General features: G+C 51.4%; 11 protein-coding genes. 1 reads left to right on the top strand and 10 read right to left on the bottom strand.

All coding sequences use genetic code 11. The annotated features are described in order from the left end of the window. Positions 1-58: 58 nt before the first annotated feature. The 10 genes from KF749_08550 to KF749_08505 all read right to left on the bottom strand — a co-directional run bounded on the left by KF749_08550 (position 59) and on the right by KF749_08505 (position 10816). Complete coding sequence (locus KF749_08550) at positions 59-2494, bottom strand: PP2C family protein-serine/threonine phosphatase (GenBank protein MBX2991204.1); 2436 nt, start codon at positions 2492-2494, stop codon at positions 59-61. Positions 2495-2857: 363 nt separating this feature from the next. Then, positions 2858-3250, bottom strand: a complete 393-nt coding sequence (locus tag KF749_08545) for a RidA family protein (protein MBX2991203.1) — start codon at positions 3248-3250, stop codon at positions 2858-2860. Positions 3251-3254: 4 nt separating this feature from the next. Then, entirely contained in the window at positions 3255-4805 is a 1551-nt protein-coding gene (locus tag KF749_08540) for a glycosyltransferase family 39 protein (protein MBX2991202.1), read from the bottom strand. Continuing rightward, positions 4780-5277 (bottom strand): DoxX family membrane protein, encoded by a 498-nt coding sequence (locus KF749_08535; protein MBX2991201.1) that lies wholly within the window; start codon positions 5275-5277, stop codon positions 4780-4782. The genes KF749_08540 and KF749_08535 overlap by 26 nt, the downstream gene beginning before the upstream one ends. 4 nt (positions 5278-5281) lie before the next feature. Beyond that, a complete protein-coding gene (locus tag KF749_08530) occupies positions 5282-5767 on the bottom strand; it encodes a rhodanese-like domain-containing protein (protein MBX2991200.1) in 486 nt (161 codons plus the stop codon). A gap of 13 nt (positions 5768-5780) precedes the next feature. Further along, positions 5781-6683 (bottom strand): TPM domain-containing protein, encoded by a 903-nt coding sequence (locus tag KF749_08525; protein ID MBX2991199.1) that lies wholly within the window; start codon positions 6681-6683, stop codon positions 5781-5783. Further along, positions 6680-7588: an EamA family transporter gene (locus KF749_08520; protein MBX2991198.1), complete on the bottom strand. Its 909-nt coding sequence runs from the start codon at positions 7586-7588 to the stop codon at positions 6680-6682. The genes KF749_08525 and KF749_08520 overlap by 4 nt, the downstream gene beginning before the upstream one ends. A gap of 96 nt (positions 7589-7684) precedes the next feature. Then, a complete protein-coding gene (locus tag KF749_08515) occupies positions 7685-8173 on the bottom strand; it encodes a DinB family protein (protein ID MBX2991197.1) in 489 nt (162 codons plus the stop codon). Next, a complete protein-coding gene (locus tag KF749_08510) occupies positions 8170-8721 on the bottom strand; it encodes an LOG family protein (GenBank protein MBX2991196.1) in 552 nt (183 codons plus the stop codon). The genes KF749_08515 and KF749_08510 overlap by 4 nt, the downstream gene beginning before the upstream one ends. Before the next feature lie 22 nt (positions 8722-8743). Beyond that, on the bottom strand, positions 8744-10816 hold the full coding sequence (locus KF749_08505) for a TonB-dependent receptor (protein MBX2991195.1): 2073 nt from the start codon (positions 10814-10816) through the stop codon (positions 8744-8746). Between the two features lie 139 nt (positions 10817-10955). On the opposite strand from KF749_08505, the gene KF749_08500 reads away from it, so the two are divergent. Beyond that, positions 10956-13841, top strand: a complete 2886-nt coding sequence (locus KF749_08500; GenBank protein ID MBX2991194.1) for a PAS domain S-box protein — start codon at positions 10956-10958, stop codon at positions 13839-13841. Positions 13842-13888: the final 47 nt, after the last annotated feature.

The following is a 13888-nucleotide window of genomic DNA, read 5'->3' as shown; positions in this document are numbered from 1 at the left end:
CTATCCTCCGTGCTTCTAATGTAGGCATCAAACCTGCTTTTCGCAACCCGAAAAACGTTCATCCAACCTTCACCACCACCATCGTCATATCATCGTGCTGCTGCCAGCCGCGGGTGAATGCCGTTACGTCGGCGCAGATGCCGTTGATGATATCGGCGGCGGATCTGTGCCTGTGGCGCGCAACGGATTGCACGAGTCGTTCTTCTCCGAATTCATCTCCGCGTTCGTTCATCGCCTCGGTGAAGCCGTCGGTGTAAAAGACAAGAACTTCATCCTGTTTCAGGTTCATCTCCTGTTCTTCGAGCACCGAGTCGAACACCGTTCCGACTTCAAGGCCAAGGGCCATGCCTTTCGGTGTCAGGAATGTGCCATCTTCGTTATGTCGTTGCGCGAGAATAACAGGACATTGGCCGGCACGCGCGAAGCGAATTCTTCGTGCCTCGACATCAAGAATCGCATAAAACATACTGACGAACGAGTTGCGGTCGATCGTCCGGTACATCAGGCTGTTGACTTTGCTCAGGACTTTCTTGGGCGAGATGTTTTCTTCTGCATGTGATTGAAGTATGCCTTTTGTCAGCGTCATGTAGATGGCGGCCGGAACGCCTTTCCCCGAAACATCGCCGATGGCGATGCCGATTTTTGTTCCACCCAGGTTGACGAAGTCATAATAATCGCCGCCAACTTCGAAGGCCGGAATACAGGTTCCGGCAATGTCGTACCCCTTTGCCGTCGGGCTTGATTTTGGCAGCAAGCTCATCTGCACTCTGCGGGCAATTTCAAGTTCTTTTGCCATGCGTTCGCGTTCACTGATACGCTTGACGTGTTCGGGAGTGAGTTCCTGCGTAAGCTCGAATCGTTCCTGCTTGACAAATCCCACGAACGCCACAAGCAACGGGAGAGAAAAGAGTACGAAGTACAGAATCGCCTGTCCCGAAAAGTATGCGCTGTCTGATGCGAAGAGAGGAATAGCCGTTGCGAGGCTGACAAGCACAAACTGCGTAACCATGGTTGTCAGCAAATCGTACTTCAGAAAGAGGAAAGAGAACAGCAGGCCGAAGCAAAAAAACAGAGCAACGGTAATGGGAATCTGAAAAAACCCGAACGGAATCGGCCATAGAGCAAACATTGCTACAGCCCACAACGCTGATGAGACAAGAACGCCCACCCAGGTCTTCTTCATCTTTTCACGAAACATAGAGAGGAAGAAGAACCTGAAAACGATTTCGCCGAAAATGGCAGCTTCGAGTCCCGCAATAATCGGATGCACGCCGGGGAGAAGTCCATCGGTGACGCCGGATGCAGACATCGCAAACAATCCGGTCGGCAGATTTCTGATTGCGAGAAACGAGAGAATCGAGAATGTGCCGAGGATGATCAGGCCGAAGGTGAATCCGCGAAGGACGCCTTCGGCAACATCAATAGTGAAGAAGCGACGGAACAACGCACTGTCGACGCCGAGGAGTTTGTTCGGCCAGAGGCTGCGCGAGTAGGATTCGCCCACGCTCCACGCCGCAAACACCATCACCGCAAGGAAGACATTGACAACAAGTACGTTCCAACCGAAAACTACCCAGCGAACATTCAGCTTGTTCAAGTCTGCCATTTGAGCGGTGGCGCCGATCGAGTTGAAGACGTTGATCGCCCCCAGTACGTAAACTGCAAACAATCCGACAAACACCATGACCGCTGTTTTGATGCCGACCTCACCATCGTGATATTTCTTGAGGAAGAAGATCACGATGAAGAAGAACAGGAGAAACACTACCGCAAAGGAAACCGAAACAAGCAACGTTGCCGAAGTGCCGGTCTGGCTGCTCTGCGATTCGAAGCTTGCATCACGCTCAATCCAGCGCCGGTAGCCGCCCACCTCATCTCCCTGAATCCGAACCCAAAGTCCTAATTGGACAGTTGTGTCGATTGTTATCCAGTTAAAATTGTAGTCCAGCCGGTTCTGCTGCTTGATTTGTGATGAACTCTTCAACCGATAGTCTTCAAGTTCGATTCCTTGCTGCTTGACAAAGGTTTCGGCGAGCGTGCGGGCCTCTTCTTCGGTAAGTGAGGCCCCCGGCACTGTGTCTTTGACATTATGCTTCATCCCGAACACGCGGGCGCCCGGCGTCATCCACAACTCAAACGATTCGACTGACTGGCTCCGCGAAACCCCCGCATCGTACCAGGTGATATACCAATTATGTGAGGGAAGTGTGTTTTGCCTGAGCAGCGCAATTGCCGAGTCGATCCCGAAGCGGATTCTCAACGCGAGTTGTGTGCTGCCGTCGAAATCAAACCACGCATCCTGATGATATTGCCGGACATCGAACCCGCGGGCGATCATGAACTCGTTGGCCCTTCCCATAATCTCGCTGCGGTTGTATTCAAGATTGATGGATGCTTTCGGCGCGAACCGGGGATAGGTATAGAAGAATGCGATTGCCCCCAAAACGGCAAGGAGTATCAGCACGCTGAATCTGCGGAGGAATGAGAGTTCCATGCAATTCCCTTAAGAAGTGTCGTGAGTTATCTATATCAACGGCGGATGAATAGATATGTTACAGGTTGAATATACGCAGTCAGGCAGAGTACTTCCAGCGTGGGCGGGGTGGAGATTCCCCAAGTTGATTTTCGTTTACTCCGACGTTGCATTGGTGTTGAAAACGTCGCCTCGGAGCTTTTACAGACTAACTCAAGGCTCTGCTTCAAAAACAATCCTGTTCATCCTATTATCCCGTCAAAATTCTTGACAGGATCAACGGAATGAACAGGATGAGAGAGAAGATGTTCAACGTTGCGCGGTAACAAACTTCATTTTTCCCATTCCCACGGTGTTTTGAGGAATGTCCATTGGGTGGGTTACTTATCCGATTACTACGGCGTCCGCCTCGATCTCTACAAGCATATCGGTAACGATCAACCTGCCAACTTCAACCATTGTTGTTGCGGGGAGAATATCCTTGAAAAATTCCTGATGCGCCTTCCCGACTTTCTCCCAATCCCGCTCGATATGCGTGACGAATATTCTCGTCCGGACAACATCTTTCAAATCACATCCTGCTTTGTTCAGCGCCCGTTCGATGTTCTTCAAAGCCTGATTAGTCTGGGCATACGCATCATCCTTCCCGACAATATTTCCGTTCTCGTCGGTTGCCGTTGTGCCCGTGACATACACGAATTGCCCGACGCGTACCGCCCGTGAGTAACCGACAATCGATTCCCATTTCACACCGCTCGAAATATTCTGTCGTTTCATGCCTCTATCCAAATGATTTGATTGACTCCCACAACTCCTGTATCGGTTGCTTCAATCCACGGCAGATGAACACTTGCGTGTCTTTCTCGTACGGCATACAGTAGTCGCACGGGATGGTCTCAACCAATTGAACCGATTCAAAACGTTCACGCAATTCTCCCAAGTCTTTTGCCAGAATGATGACGATTTCTCCCGTGTACTGTTTCGGACCCCAGAGCCAGTAGTTGTTGTGGTTGGAAATTGCCTTGGGCAAACCGAGTTCTTTGCCAAAAAAATCAATTGCACCCGCTCGTCCGTAGTTGAATGTAAAGATGGCACATTGCTGTTTTTCTTTCGGTTTCAGTGAGTGAAATGCACGGGCTACAGCTTCGGCTTTCTCCTTCCAACCGAACATGTCTGCATAGTGTTGAGGGAGCTTTCCCATTTCGTGTCGTTCTTGGGGACGGGGTTGAATGCCGAGGGCATTTGAGTATGCAATGAATTTCTCTGGGGGCAGCACAGGCAAGGCGAAGGGCGCAGCTATGATGCCCCCGATAAGAAGGACCGTGACTATTCCAGTGCGAAGCCACACACGACGAGACTTCCCGATGAAACTGCTGATTGCGACGGCTCCACCTGCAAAGAGCACCGGGTACATAGGGGAGAGATAGTATGGCTTTCCGTTCTGCAGGATGAAGAGAACGAAAATCAACACATACGTCCATCCAAGAAATCGAAACCGTTTTACGTCCTTCACTAAAAAGAAATACACCAACCCGGTACCCCAGATAGGAAATGTAAAGGGCGACATCATCATGATTTGCGAAACAAGAAATTCAAGCGGCGAACTGATGATATTCTTGTTCTCGGTCGCATGCTTCACAAACTCGGCCGTCGGGAAGTCATTTACGATTTGCCAGATGATGTGGGGGAGGAAGATAAGTAAGCCTGCAGAGCCGCCAATCCAGAAGTTCCGGTTCCACAGATGTTTCCGCCCCGAGGTGAGCAACAATCCACCGACAATACCGAAGCAGAGAAACAGAATGCTGACTTTGTTTTGTGACCCAAGTCCGGCAACGATGCCGAATGGAATCCAGAGGTGCGGCGCATCTTCCTTGACAATCCGCAGTGTGAGATAGATTGCTATTGTCCAAAACAAGACGTCGAATGCGTTCATCGAAAAGAAATTCAACATGCCGAGATATTGGGGCGCTGTCAGTGAACACAACGCCGCAAGAATTTGAGCATATCTCCCGCCTCCAAGAATGCCTGTTACTCTTCCCGTTAGAAAAACAACAATTCCTGCCGCAACTGCCGGAAGAAGCCGCAATGCAACGAGAGAGTCTCCAAGAACAAACCGGGTAGCGGCAAGCAGCAAAATCGATAACGGCGGCTGGTCCACGTAGCCGAAAGCAAGCCGTTCGCTGCAAGCGATATAGTAGAATTCATCACGGAAGTATCCGTACGCGGTTGTTGCGTTGACGATCACGTGAATGAGAAACACAAGGAAGGAAAGCGAGACGAGCACGCCCCGGTCACTTCTGAAGAATTCAGGAAAGAGGAGCTTTCTTGGCATTGTCGCTTGCTTCAGGGGAAGAATATGACAAAACGGATACCGTTGTCCGCTCGCTGCGCGAGAAGAGGCTGATCACACTGAGCACAATCAGCCCGGTGTTTTCCAGAACTTTCATCCATCCGATCTTGCCGACTGCAGGGTCACGTGAAAAGCAACCGCATGAAATATCCAGGTTGCGGATGATTCCCGCTATCACTCCGGCAGTGAACACAACGAGCATGAGTAAGACGAGCAGGGTGCTTCCTCGCGGCATGTAGCCGAAGATGAGAAAGATACCGCACAACAATTCCATCCACGGCAGAACGGTGGCAATCAGAAGCGAGGTATCCGGGCCGGCAAGTTTGTAGTAGCCGATCGAAACAGCGAAAGCATTCGGATCGGCGGCCTTGTCAACAGCAGCAACGATGAAAACGAATCCGAGAAAGACCCGAACGAGCATGGCAACGAAATCATTGTCAAGAATGCGTTTCATGAGGTTACCGTTCGGTACTCAAGTTGTGTTGTTGCCATTCATTCCAGCCCCCGAAGAACATCCTCACTTTCGTGAAGCCGGCCTCGGAAAGTTTTTGGGCAAGCTCAATGCTCGAATTGCAATCCTCGCCGTCGCAATATGTAATGATGAGCCTGTCTTCGGGAGTGTTTGCGAGAGGGGATGTTTGCAGAATGAAGTCTTTCAACGGAACATTGACTGCCCCCGGAATATGACCCAGCTTGAAATCGTACTCATGCCGCGCATCGGCAAAAATGGCCTTTCCTTCGTTGAACAATTTGAGTGCTTCTTCATACGATACAAACTCCGGAGGAACGACAGCCTGAGGTGCTGCAATGAGAGGAACGGGAGGGAGAAAGAGCCCCTTCTTCATGATGTACGAATAAGAGAACCCAAGTACGGTTGACGCGAGAATGATGATAATCGCTTCGCGAACGGTGAGTGTCAATTTGGAGATTCCTGTTGTTTCCATTTACTCAAAAAGATCACCATCTGCCCGATGACCCGCCACCGGAAAAGCTTCCCCCGCCTCCGGAAAAGCTGCTGCGCGACGACCCGCCACTTGATGAGCGTCCGGTGGAGGCGAACTTGGTGCCCCATTGCTTCGAGAATTTCTTTCCCGAAGGGTTTGTAGCAAAGAATATCTTAGCAATAATAAAGCCGATAGCGTACAGGGCAAAGATAGCAAATCCGATGGTAACTCCAAAGAGTCCCATGGGAAACATCAGCCAAAACGGGATCAGAAAAACATACATGAACCACGACATGAACCCGGAAGTGAACACCGCCGAGAGCGTGAATGTTCCAACGACAAAAAGAAAGAACGCAAAGACACCGAGGGCCAAAGGCAAGGGGGGAACATCCTGATCGAAATCGGAAAAATTCGATTCCGCCTGATACTCGTTTGCTATTGCCCGGAGAATTGCCGAAATGCCTGCCTCAACTCCATCATCATATCGTTGATCTTTGAAGTGCGGGACGATCTCCTGCCGGATGATCGTGCCGCACAAACCATCGGGCAACACGCCTTCGAGTCCGTTGCCGACTTCTATGCGCAGCGCCCTGTCTTCCTTCGCTATGAGTAGGAGTACGCCGTTGTCATTTTGTGCTGTGCCGAGTTTCCAGGCCTCTGCAACTTTCATCGAGTATTCCTCAATGACTTCTCCCGCAAGACTCGGAATTGTTAATACGACTACCTGGTTCGAGGTGGAATCCTCGTGTACTTTCAGTGTTTCCTCAAGACGCTGAATTGTTTCGGGCGAGAGGATGCCCGCATAGTCGTTAACGCGTGAAGCGAGATAGGGAACGTCAAGTGCCGGAAGCAAGCGCCCCGGAATGAATGACAACAGCAGTATGAAGAACAGAAGACGGAATTGATGAAATCTCATCCTTTACTCCTCATTTTTGAAGTCTGGACTATGGCGACGCCCGCAAGAATAACAGCGGCGGCAAAGACTGTTCGTGTGTCGATGGGTTCTGCGAGGATAAGCCAGCCGAGAAAGATTGCGACAACGGGATTGACGTACGCATACGTTGATGCCTTGGCGGGCGGAACGTGTCTCAACAAATATGCGTATGATGTGTAGCCCACAATTGAACCGAAGATGATCAAGTAGAGAAGAGACAGCACGCCCGGCTCGGTGATGCGGATTTCAGGCCATTCGTTGAGGGACGTTCCGATTGACGTTAGTACAATTCCCGCAGCCAGATTTTGTATGCTTGAGTTGACGAAAATATCCCCGTGAACCGGATGATGTTTCGAATATACTGAACCAATCGACCACAAGAACGACGCGATGACAAGTCCGGCAATGCCCATCGGATCGAGACTCAGTCCCTCGGCCATTCCGAGACTTGGCGAAACGAGAATGAACATGCCCGCGAATCCGACAACTATACCAATCCAACCAAGGAGTGAAAGCCGTTGTCCGTTCGGGACAAACGAATCAATCGTTGACATGAACAGCGGAACGATCGCAATGATGAGAGCTGCAAGACCCGACGGAATTGTCTTCTCAGCCCAGACAACAAGCCAGTTTCCGCCGACGAGAAGAAACAATCCGACGACCGACAAATCGAAAATCCCGCGCTTGTCGGGCAACGGGCTTCCCTTGATTCTGGCAACCAACAACAGTACGCTGCCTGCTGCAAGGAAGCGCACGCCGGCGAACAGTGCCGGTGGCCAATCTCTCACTCCCACGCTTATCGCGAGATATGTTGAGCCCCAGATGATGAAGACGCTGAGGTAGGCGAGGATAACTCGAGGCGACAGGCGTTCAGTCGATGAGGGCATGCAATGTCATGAATGTATGAGAACGGAATTACGTTTCGGCGGACTCAATGTAACACAAATGCCGGCAAAGTCATACTGAGAATCGGGAGCCGAATCTTACTTTCTTTCATGCAAGCGTTTCAGCAATTGGATCTGGCCCGCATGGTAGATGTCGTGATTTGCTATGCCGTAGATGACTGCAATGTTCGTCACCTTACTCTGCGATGTTGTCGCATACAGCTTCGATGCAGGGAATTGTCCGATTGCTTCACGCATCGAGCGATGAGTCTGTTCGAGTACGTGAAGATGTTGTTTCCACAGTGCATCGGATTGGTCAGCCGGAAGCGTGAACCAGTTGCTTCCCTTCAGCGGAAACGATCCGCGCTTCTCGTCAAGCAGCCGTCGTCTGACTGTGTATTTCCAATACGCCGCATGAACCGCAATCTCCCAAATGCTGTGGCGGTGTGCGTTCGGACGCCATGCTGCTTCTTCGGCGGATACGCCGCGCAAGGAACCTTTCAGGTTCGGGCCGTGCCACGTTTTGCGCTCGTACGCTTCGTCGATCAACTGAAGAAGAAGCCGGATTTCTGCCGAGGGTGTTTTCATCTGTCACTCCTGTTTTCGAGAATTAGACGAAGCAGTTCGACGCATTGTTTCGGTTCATTGACATGTGTAACAAGATGTGCCGCGTTGTGCGAGCCCTCGGCTACAAGCGCCTCCTGCAGGGTGGAGATCACCGGCCTCCAAAAATCCCCCACAATAACAATCGGTTTCGGGGCAATCATCATCTTGTTCATAAACTCCCACGCGGCGGCAAGTTCAAGCAGCGTGCCTGTCCCGCCCTTCAGGACAACATATCCATCACCCAACGATATGAGTTTCATCATACGATCACTCAGATCGTACGTCTCAATGTTCGTATCAATCCACGCGTTGACAGTCCTGTTGTGGAAGGCCTTGCAGGTCACTCCGATTGCATGCCCGCCGGCGGATTTGGCGCCTCGCGCTGAAGCCTCCATGATACCGCCATATCCGCCGTTGCAGATTGTGAAGCCCGCTTTCGCCAATTCACTGCCGATCTCGAACGCCAACGCGTATTCCTCATCTCCCTGTTTCGGATGCGCGCTGCCAAATACTGTGATCGTCGGATTCATACGGGTCGGATAGCGTGTACCCTCAATCAAAAAACTGCCACGAGATGCCGAACCTGACAGCCCTGTCAAGCACAGGATAGTACGGGGTGATATAGTAGCGTGAGTTTGTTAGATTCTCCCACATCAATGTCACGTACGCTTTGCCGAGGCCAGCAATTACAAATCCGTCTACCGACGAACCGAAGCCGAGTCGCGTGCCTGTGTTGGGAACATACGCTAGCACTTCGGGATTAAAACGCTCGCCTTGTGAGCCGGAGACATATCTTCCTTTGAAGCCGATCTTCAGATTCAGATTGTCGTTAAGGAGTTTTTGCCAGAGATAAATACCTCCGCTTGCCGAAAGCTTCGGGTAAACGGCAAGCATAGTGCCGCCGCCGTCTTGTTGCGTCAGGAACGTTGCTGTGCCGTCGAGGTACAGCAGCCAGAATCGCCAGACGAGCTTTGCTTCAATACCATTGGTAATGCGCCGGTCGCCGTTGACAAAGTGAATTCCGGGAAACACATATCCGCTGCCGTCCGGTTGCAGCAAAATTGGATTGTTGATGGTTCGATGGAAGTAGCTGGCGTTCAAATCAAAATCATCAACCCTGATGCGGAGGCCGATTTCCACTGTGTGATGCCGTTCCGAAGTGAGGGGCGCCAAGCGGCTCACCGTGCTGTCACTCCAAAACAGTTCCTGATATGACGGAAATCGTTTCGAGGTTGATAACCCGCCGTACAGCGATAGCCACGGAAGGGGATTTAACGTTGCATCCGCCCCGGCGCTGAGATTCGTTTCCTTTGCGATGTAGCTGTCGTATCGTGCAAAGCCTGCCACGGTCAGCAAATTGGTAAGGAGAAGTTCCTCTTTGATCCAGACACTTCCGAGGGAGTTTCTTCTTCGTCCCAAGTTGGGGCTTCCTTCAATCTGTCGCAACTCGATATTGACGCCGAGATTGAAGCGCTGCCATTCCGTGTGAAAATCCTGCGTGAACAACGCCCCCATCCACGACGAACGATGATCGCTATCGATTTGAACATTGGTGGAAGTTCCCGTCCCCTTGTCGCGATACTCACGGAAGTTGTTGGAATAATAGAACGTCAATATACTGACGTTTGTCGTATCACCGAGAAACGTACCCACAAGGGAGAGATCAACATCGTTTCGGGAAATCTTCTCGAATGATTCGGCATTGACGGGGACAGCCCAGTTGCGGTTGAATGCAAGGGCTGGAATGCCGGTTTTCTCAAGATCAATTCCGCCGTTGAGTTGCGTTTCCGATCTGGTAAGATATTCCGAGAAAACGATATTCAAATCTTTGGAAATGTTGTAGCGGATTTTGAGCCGCATATTCCACGCATCATACGCCGCATTTGTGAAACGACCGAGATTTCCCTGATGTTGGAAGCCGAACGTGAAGTTCACTTTTCGTGAAATATTCTGGCTGAACGTCCCGTCGCTGTACTGGTATCCGTACGCAGATTCGGTGTAGTTGATTTTTGAGAGAGGGCGATTGCTGTTGTAGTTTTTCGTTACAAGATTAACGGCTCCGCCGGTACTGTTCACGCCGTACAGGAAACTCCTCGGCCCGGAAATGAACTCGATTCTGTCGGCATATTCTGTTGTGAAGTATGAGAGTTTGTAAACGCCGGAAGCCGGATCGTTCATCAGCCGGCCGTTGGCGGTTACGGCAATGCTTCGCCAATCCGCTCCCCTGATATTCAGCTGATCGTACGAGCCAATCGAGAAGTGATCACGCACAAAAACGCCCGGCATAGACTCAAGAACTCCCGCCAGGCTGCGGTAGTCGAGAAACGTTAACTCGTCATGGGATATAAGTCGGGTTGAATCCAGCAACCGGTCGAATGTTCCGACAAGGGAAGGTGTACTCATGCGTGTTGTATCCACCGCGTGCGTTGTATCGCTTAATGCGGCAGCGAATCCGGTCGTGTCCCGGCTCTCGACCTGCGTTGTATCGCCGGGAGTTTTCGACGCTTGCACTGTATCCGGTTGTGCGGTATCAAGTGCAGGGCTCTGTGCATGAAGATGGCCGGAAAAACTGCCGATTACCAAGATGGGAAGCAATGTGATGAAGGGCGGGAAAACGTGCTGCAATCTCAATCCTGATCAATGAAATCGTCGAAATCGTGCGAAAAATATATCCAGAACTCTTTCGAGATGCAAGAAATCCGCGAGGGCACCGGCTCATGATGTCCGGCTTGCAAATCATGACAGAGCCTTCCGGGGCATAGCGATGCAGATTCCGAGAATACTTCTTCCCCGATGGTGCTACTCGATTCGCATGAAGCTCGTTCTTGCCATCAGTATTCCGATGGCCATCATCTCGCTCTTCATCGCGTGGTTTTTCCCCGCCCAATTGGAACGGGAGATTACGGCAGCGCTGGAAGGCAAAGCCAATGCGATTACTGCGATGATGGCGTATCACATCACTCCCGCTTTCGCGGCTAATGCTACTCTCCATGATGTGCTGAAGAGCGCCGAACTGAACCCCGATATCGAGTATCTCGTGGTGGAGGATGACTCGGGTGGTATGATCGCGGCGGTCAATTTGGCACGAGCTACTGAATCCGGCTATGAGAATGTCGCCTTCGCAGAACGTGTTTCGGAGGACGGACTAACATATCAAACCGTCACGCCCATCATTGTTTCATCAAGGCTGATGGGCAGGGTCTACATCGGATTCTCGCTTCGCGATCTTGCAAGCAACGTCGCTCAGGCACGCGGCACCATTGCAGGAGTGAGTATTGGCATTTTTCTTTCCGGCATTATTCTCGTTGTCGCCCTTAATGCACTTGTCATGACTCCGTTGCTGAAAGTCGTCAAGACTGCCCAAAGGATTTCGGCTGGAGAATGGACTCAACGAACCAGAATCCAATCGAGCGATGAGGTGGGAGATCTTTCATCGGCATTCGACATGATGGTTGATAATCTTGAGCGTGCCTACCGCGATTTGCGGCGCAGTGAGAAAGGTTATCGCGATCTCTTTGCCTCCAATCCCCATCCGATGTGGGTGAACAACATTGACACCGGCGCGATTATCGACGTCAATACATCGGCGCTGGAAAGCTACGGGTACACTCGTGAGGAATTCCTCGCAAAGACAATCAACGACATTGTTGTTGAAGGTCCTCCCGCGGAGATGCAAGAACTGAAGGGCCGGAACGGAAGCCTGTACCGTTCCACCGGTTGGCGGCATGTGACAAAGGATGGAACTGTCATCGATGTCGAGATGAGTTCGCATCCGCTGCCTTTGGCCAGCGGGCAGAAGGCACGTCTGATTCTTGCCAATGACATTACTACCCGGCTCCGTGCGGAAACCAAGCTGCGCGAAAGCGAAGAGCGGAACCGTATTCTCTCCGAAGCAACGTTTGAAGGGATTTCCTTAACGGAAAACGGCATCATCGTTGAATTGAATAAACAGTACGCGGCGATGCTCGGCTATGATCGCACAGAACTCATTGGAACACGCGTGTTTGATCTGATTTGTCCCGACGATCATGAGTATGTCAGCAGTCGGATTCAATCGGGCCGAGCGGATGCGTACGAACATCGCCTTGTCCGGCGTGACGGCTCGCTGATATACGTCGAAGTCCGGGCGCAGAACTACAATCGCGACGGGCACACATACCGCATGTCCTCTCTCCGTGATATTACGTCGCGCAAGCAGGCGGAGCATGCATTGCTGTTCGAAAAGGCACGTTTTGAACAGCTTTTCGAGAACGCCCCCATAGGCATTGTGTTGTGCGATAGCGTGGAACGGATCCTCCATACGAATTCCAAGTTCGTTGAGATGTTCGGCTATGAACTCAATGAACTTCTCGGAAAACGCATCAATGACGTCCTTCTTCCCGAGGAATATTTGGATGAAGGGAACGCCTACACGAACCGGGTGTTGGCGGGCGAGCCGATACACGGCGAGGCAATCCGCCGACGTAAGAACGGCAGTACCATTGATGTTGATCTGTACGGCGTGCCGATCATTGCGAACGGCGAATCGGTGGGCCTGTTCGGAATCTATGTTGACACGTCCGAGCGGAAGAAAGCCGAGCGGCAGGTTCGCTTGCTCGCACATACGGTTGAATCAACAAAAGACTGCGTGACGATTACCGACCTTCAGGATCGGGTCATCTTTGTGAATGAGGCGTTCCAAAAAAACTACGGCTATCAACGCGACGAAGTTCTCGGCAAGCATGTCTCTCTGCTTCGTTCGTCAGAAACGCCCGAGCACATTGCCAACGAGATTCGTCCGACCACCCTGGCGGGCGGATGGTATGGCGAGATCATGAACACGCGTAAAGACGGAACCGATTTTCCCGTCGAACTCTGGACATCGGTAGTGAGGAACGAGGCCGGCATTCCGCTCGCAATGGTCGGAGTTGCCCGCGACGTTACCGAGCGAAAGAGCATCGAGCGAAAGCAGGCATCTCTGATGAAGGAACTTGAAGAGATCAACAAAGAACTGAACGATTTTGCCTATATCGTTTCGCACGATTTGAAGGCTCCTCTCCGCGCTATCGGGTCGCTGGCAGATTGGTTGATGAACGATTACGGCGACATGCTTGGCAACGACGGTAATGAGATGCTCAAAGTACTTCTCGGAAGAACAAAGCGCATGCACGATCTGATTGACGGCGTTCTCAAGTATTCCCGCATCGGCAGAACGAAGGGCGATACCGCTCCGGTCGAATTGGAGAAACTCGTTGCAGGAACAGTTGAGATGATCGATCCGCCGGACCATATTAATGTGCAGATAGCATCACCGCTTCCTGTTGTTGTCGGCGAGGAGACACGCTTACAGCAGGTGTTCCAGAACCTGCTGAGCAATGCCGTCAAGTTCATGGATAAGCCGAACGGCAAAATCCGTATCGGATGCGAGCGCGAGAACGGGCATTGGAAATTCTCTGTTGCGGACAACGGGCCCGGCATCGAAGAGAAACATTTTGCGAAGGTATTCCAAATCTTCCAGACACTTGCGGCCCGGGATGAATTCGAAAGCACCGGAATCGGGTTGACGATAGTGAAGAAGATTGTCGAACTTCACGGCGGGAGAATATGGCTGGAGTCGGAAGTCGGAAAGGGGACGACGTTCTATTTCACCCTTCCCGGAACTGTAAATTGAAGAACCTTCACACGAAAACGTGAGAGGTGTGAGGAAACATCATTCAC

Source organism: Bacteroidota bacterium, assembly GCA_019637975.1.
GTDB lineage: Bacteria > Bacteroidota > Ignavibacteria > UBA10030 > UBA6906 > CAADGV01.
The sequence above is the reverse complement of the archived record's forward strand: the minus strand, read 5'-3'. Positions and strand labels throughout refer to the sequence as shown.

Excerpts from the sequence above, each read along its gene's own strand:
- KF749_08550 (MBX2991204.1), bottom strand. The coding sequence starts at position 2,494 with ATGGAACTCTCATTCCTCCGCAGATTCAGCGTGCTGATACTCCTTGCC.
- KF749_08545 (MBX2991203.1), bottom strand. The coding sequence starts at position 3,250 with ATGAAACGACAGAATATTTCGAGCGGTGTGAAATGGGAATCGATTGTC.
- KF749_08540 (MBX2991202.1), bottom strand. The coding sequence starts at position 4,805 with ATGCCAAGAAAGCTCCTCTTTCCTGAATTCTTCAGAAGTGACCGGGGC.
- KF749_08535 (MBX2991201.1), bottom strand. The coding sequence starts at position 5,277 with ATGAAACGCATTCTTGACAATGATTTCGTTGCCATGCTCGTTCGGGTC.
- KF749_08530 (MBX2991200.1), bottom strand. The coding sequence starts at position 5,767 with ATGGAAACAACAGGAATCTCCAAATTGACACTCACCGTTCGCGAAGCG.
- KF749_08525 (MBX2991199.1), bottom strand. The coding sequence starts at position 6,683 with ATGAGATTTCATCAATTCCGTCTTCTGTTCTTCATACTGCTGTTGTCA.
- KF749_08520 (MBX2991198.1), bottom strand. The coding sequence starts at position 7,588 with ATGCCCTCATCGACTGAACGCCTGTCGCCTCGAGTTATCCTCGCCTAC.
- KF749_08515 (MBX2991197.1), bottom strand. The coding sequence starts at position 8,173 with ATGAAAACACCCTCGGCAGAAATCCGGCTTCTTCTTCAGTTGATCGAC.
- KF749_08510 (MBX2991196.1), bottom strand. The coding sequence starts at position 8,721 with ATGAATCCGACGATCACAGTATTTGGCAGCGCGCATCCGAAACAGGGA.
- KF749_08500 (MBX2991194.1), top strand. The coding sequence starts at position 10,956 with ATGCAGATTCCGAGAATACTTCTTCCCCGATGGTGCTACTCGATTCGC.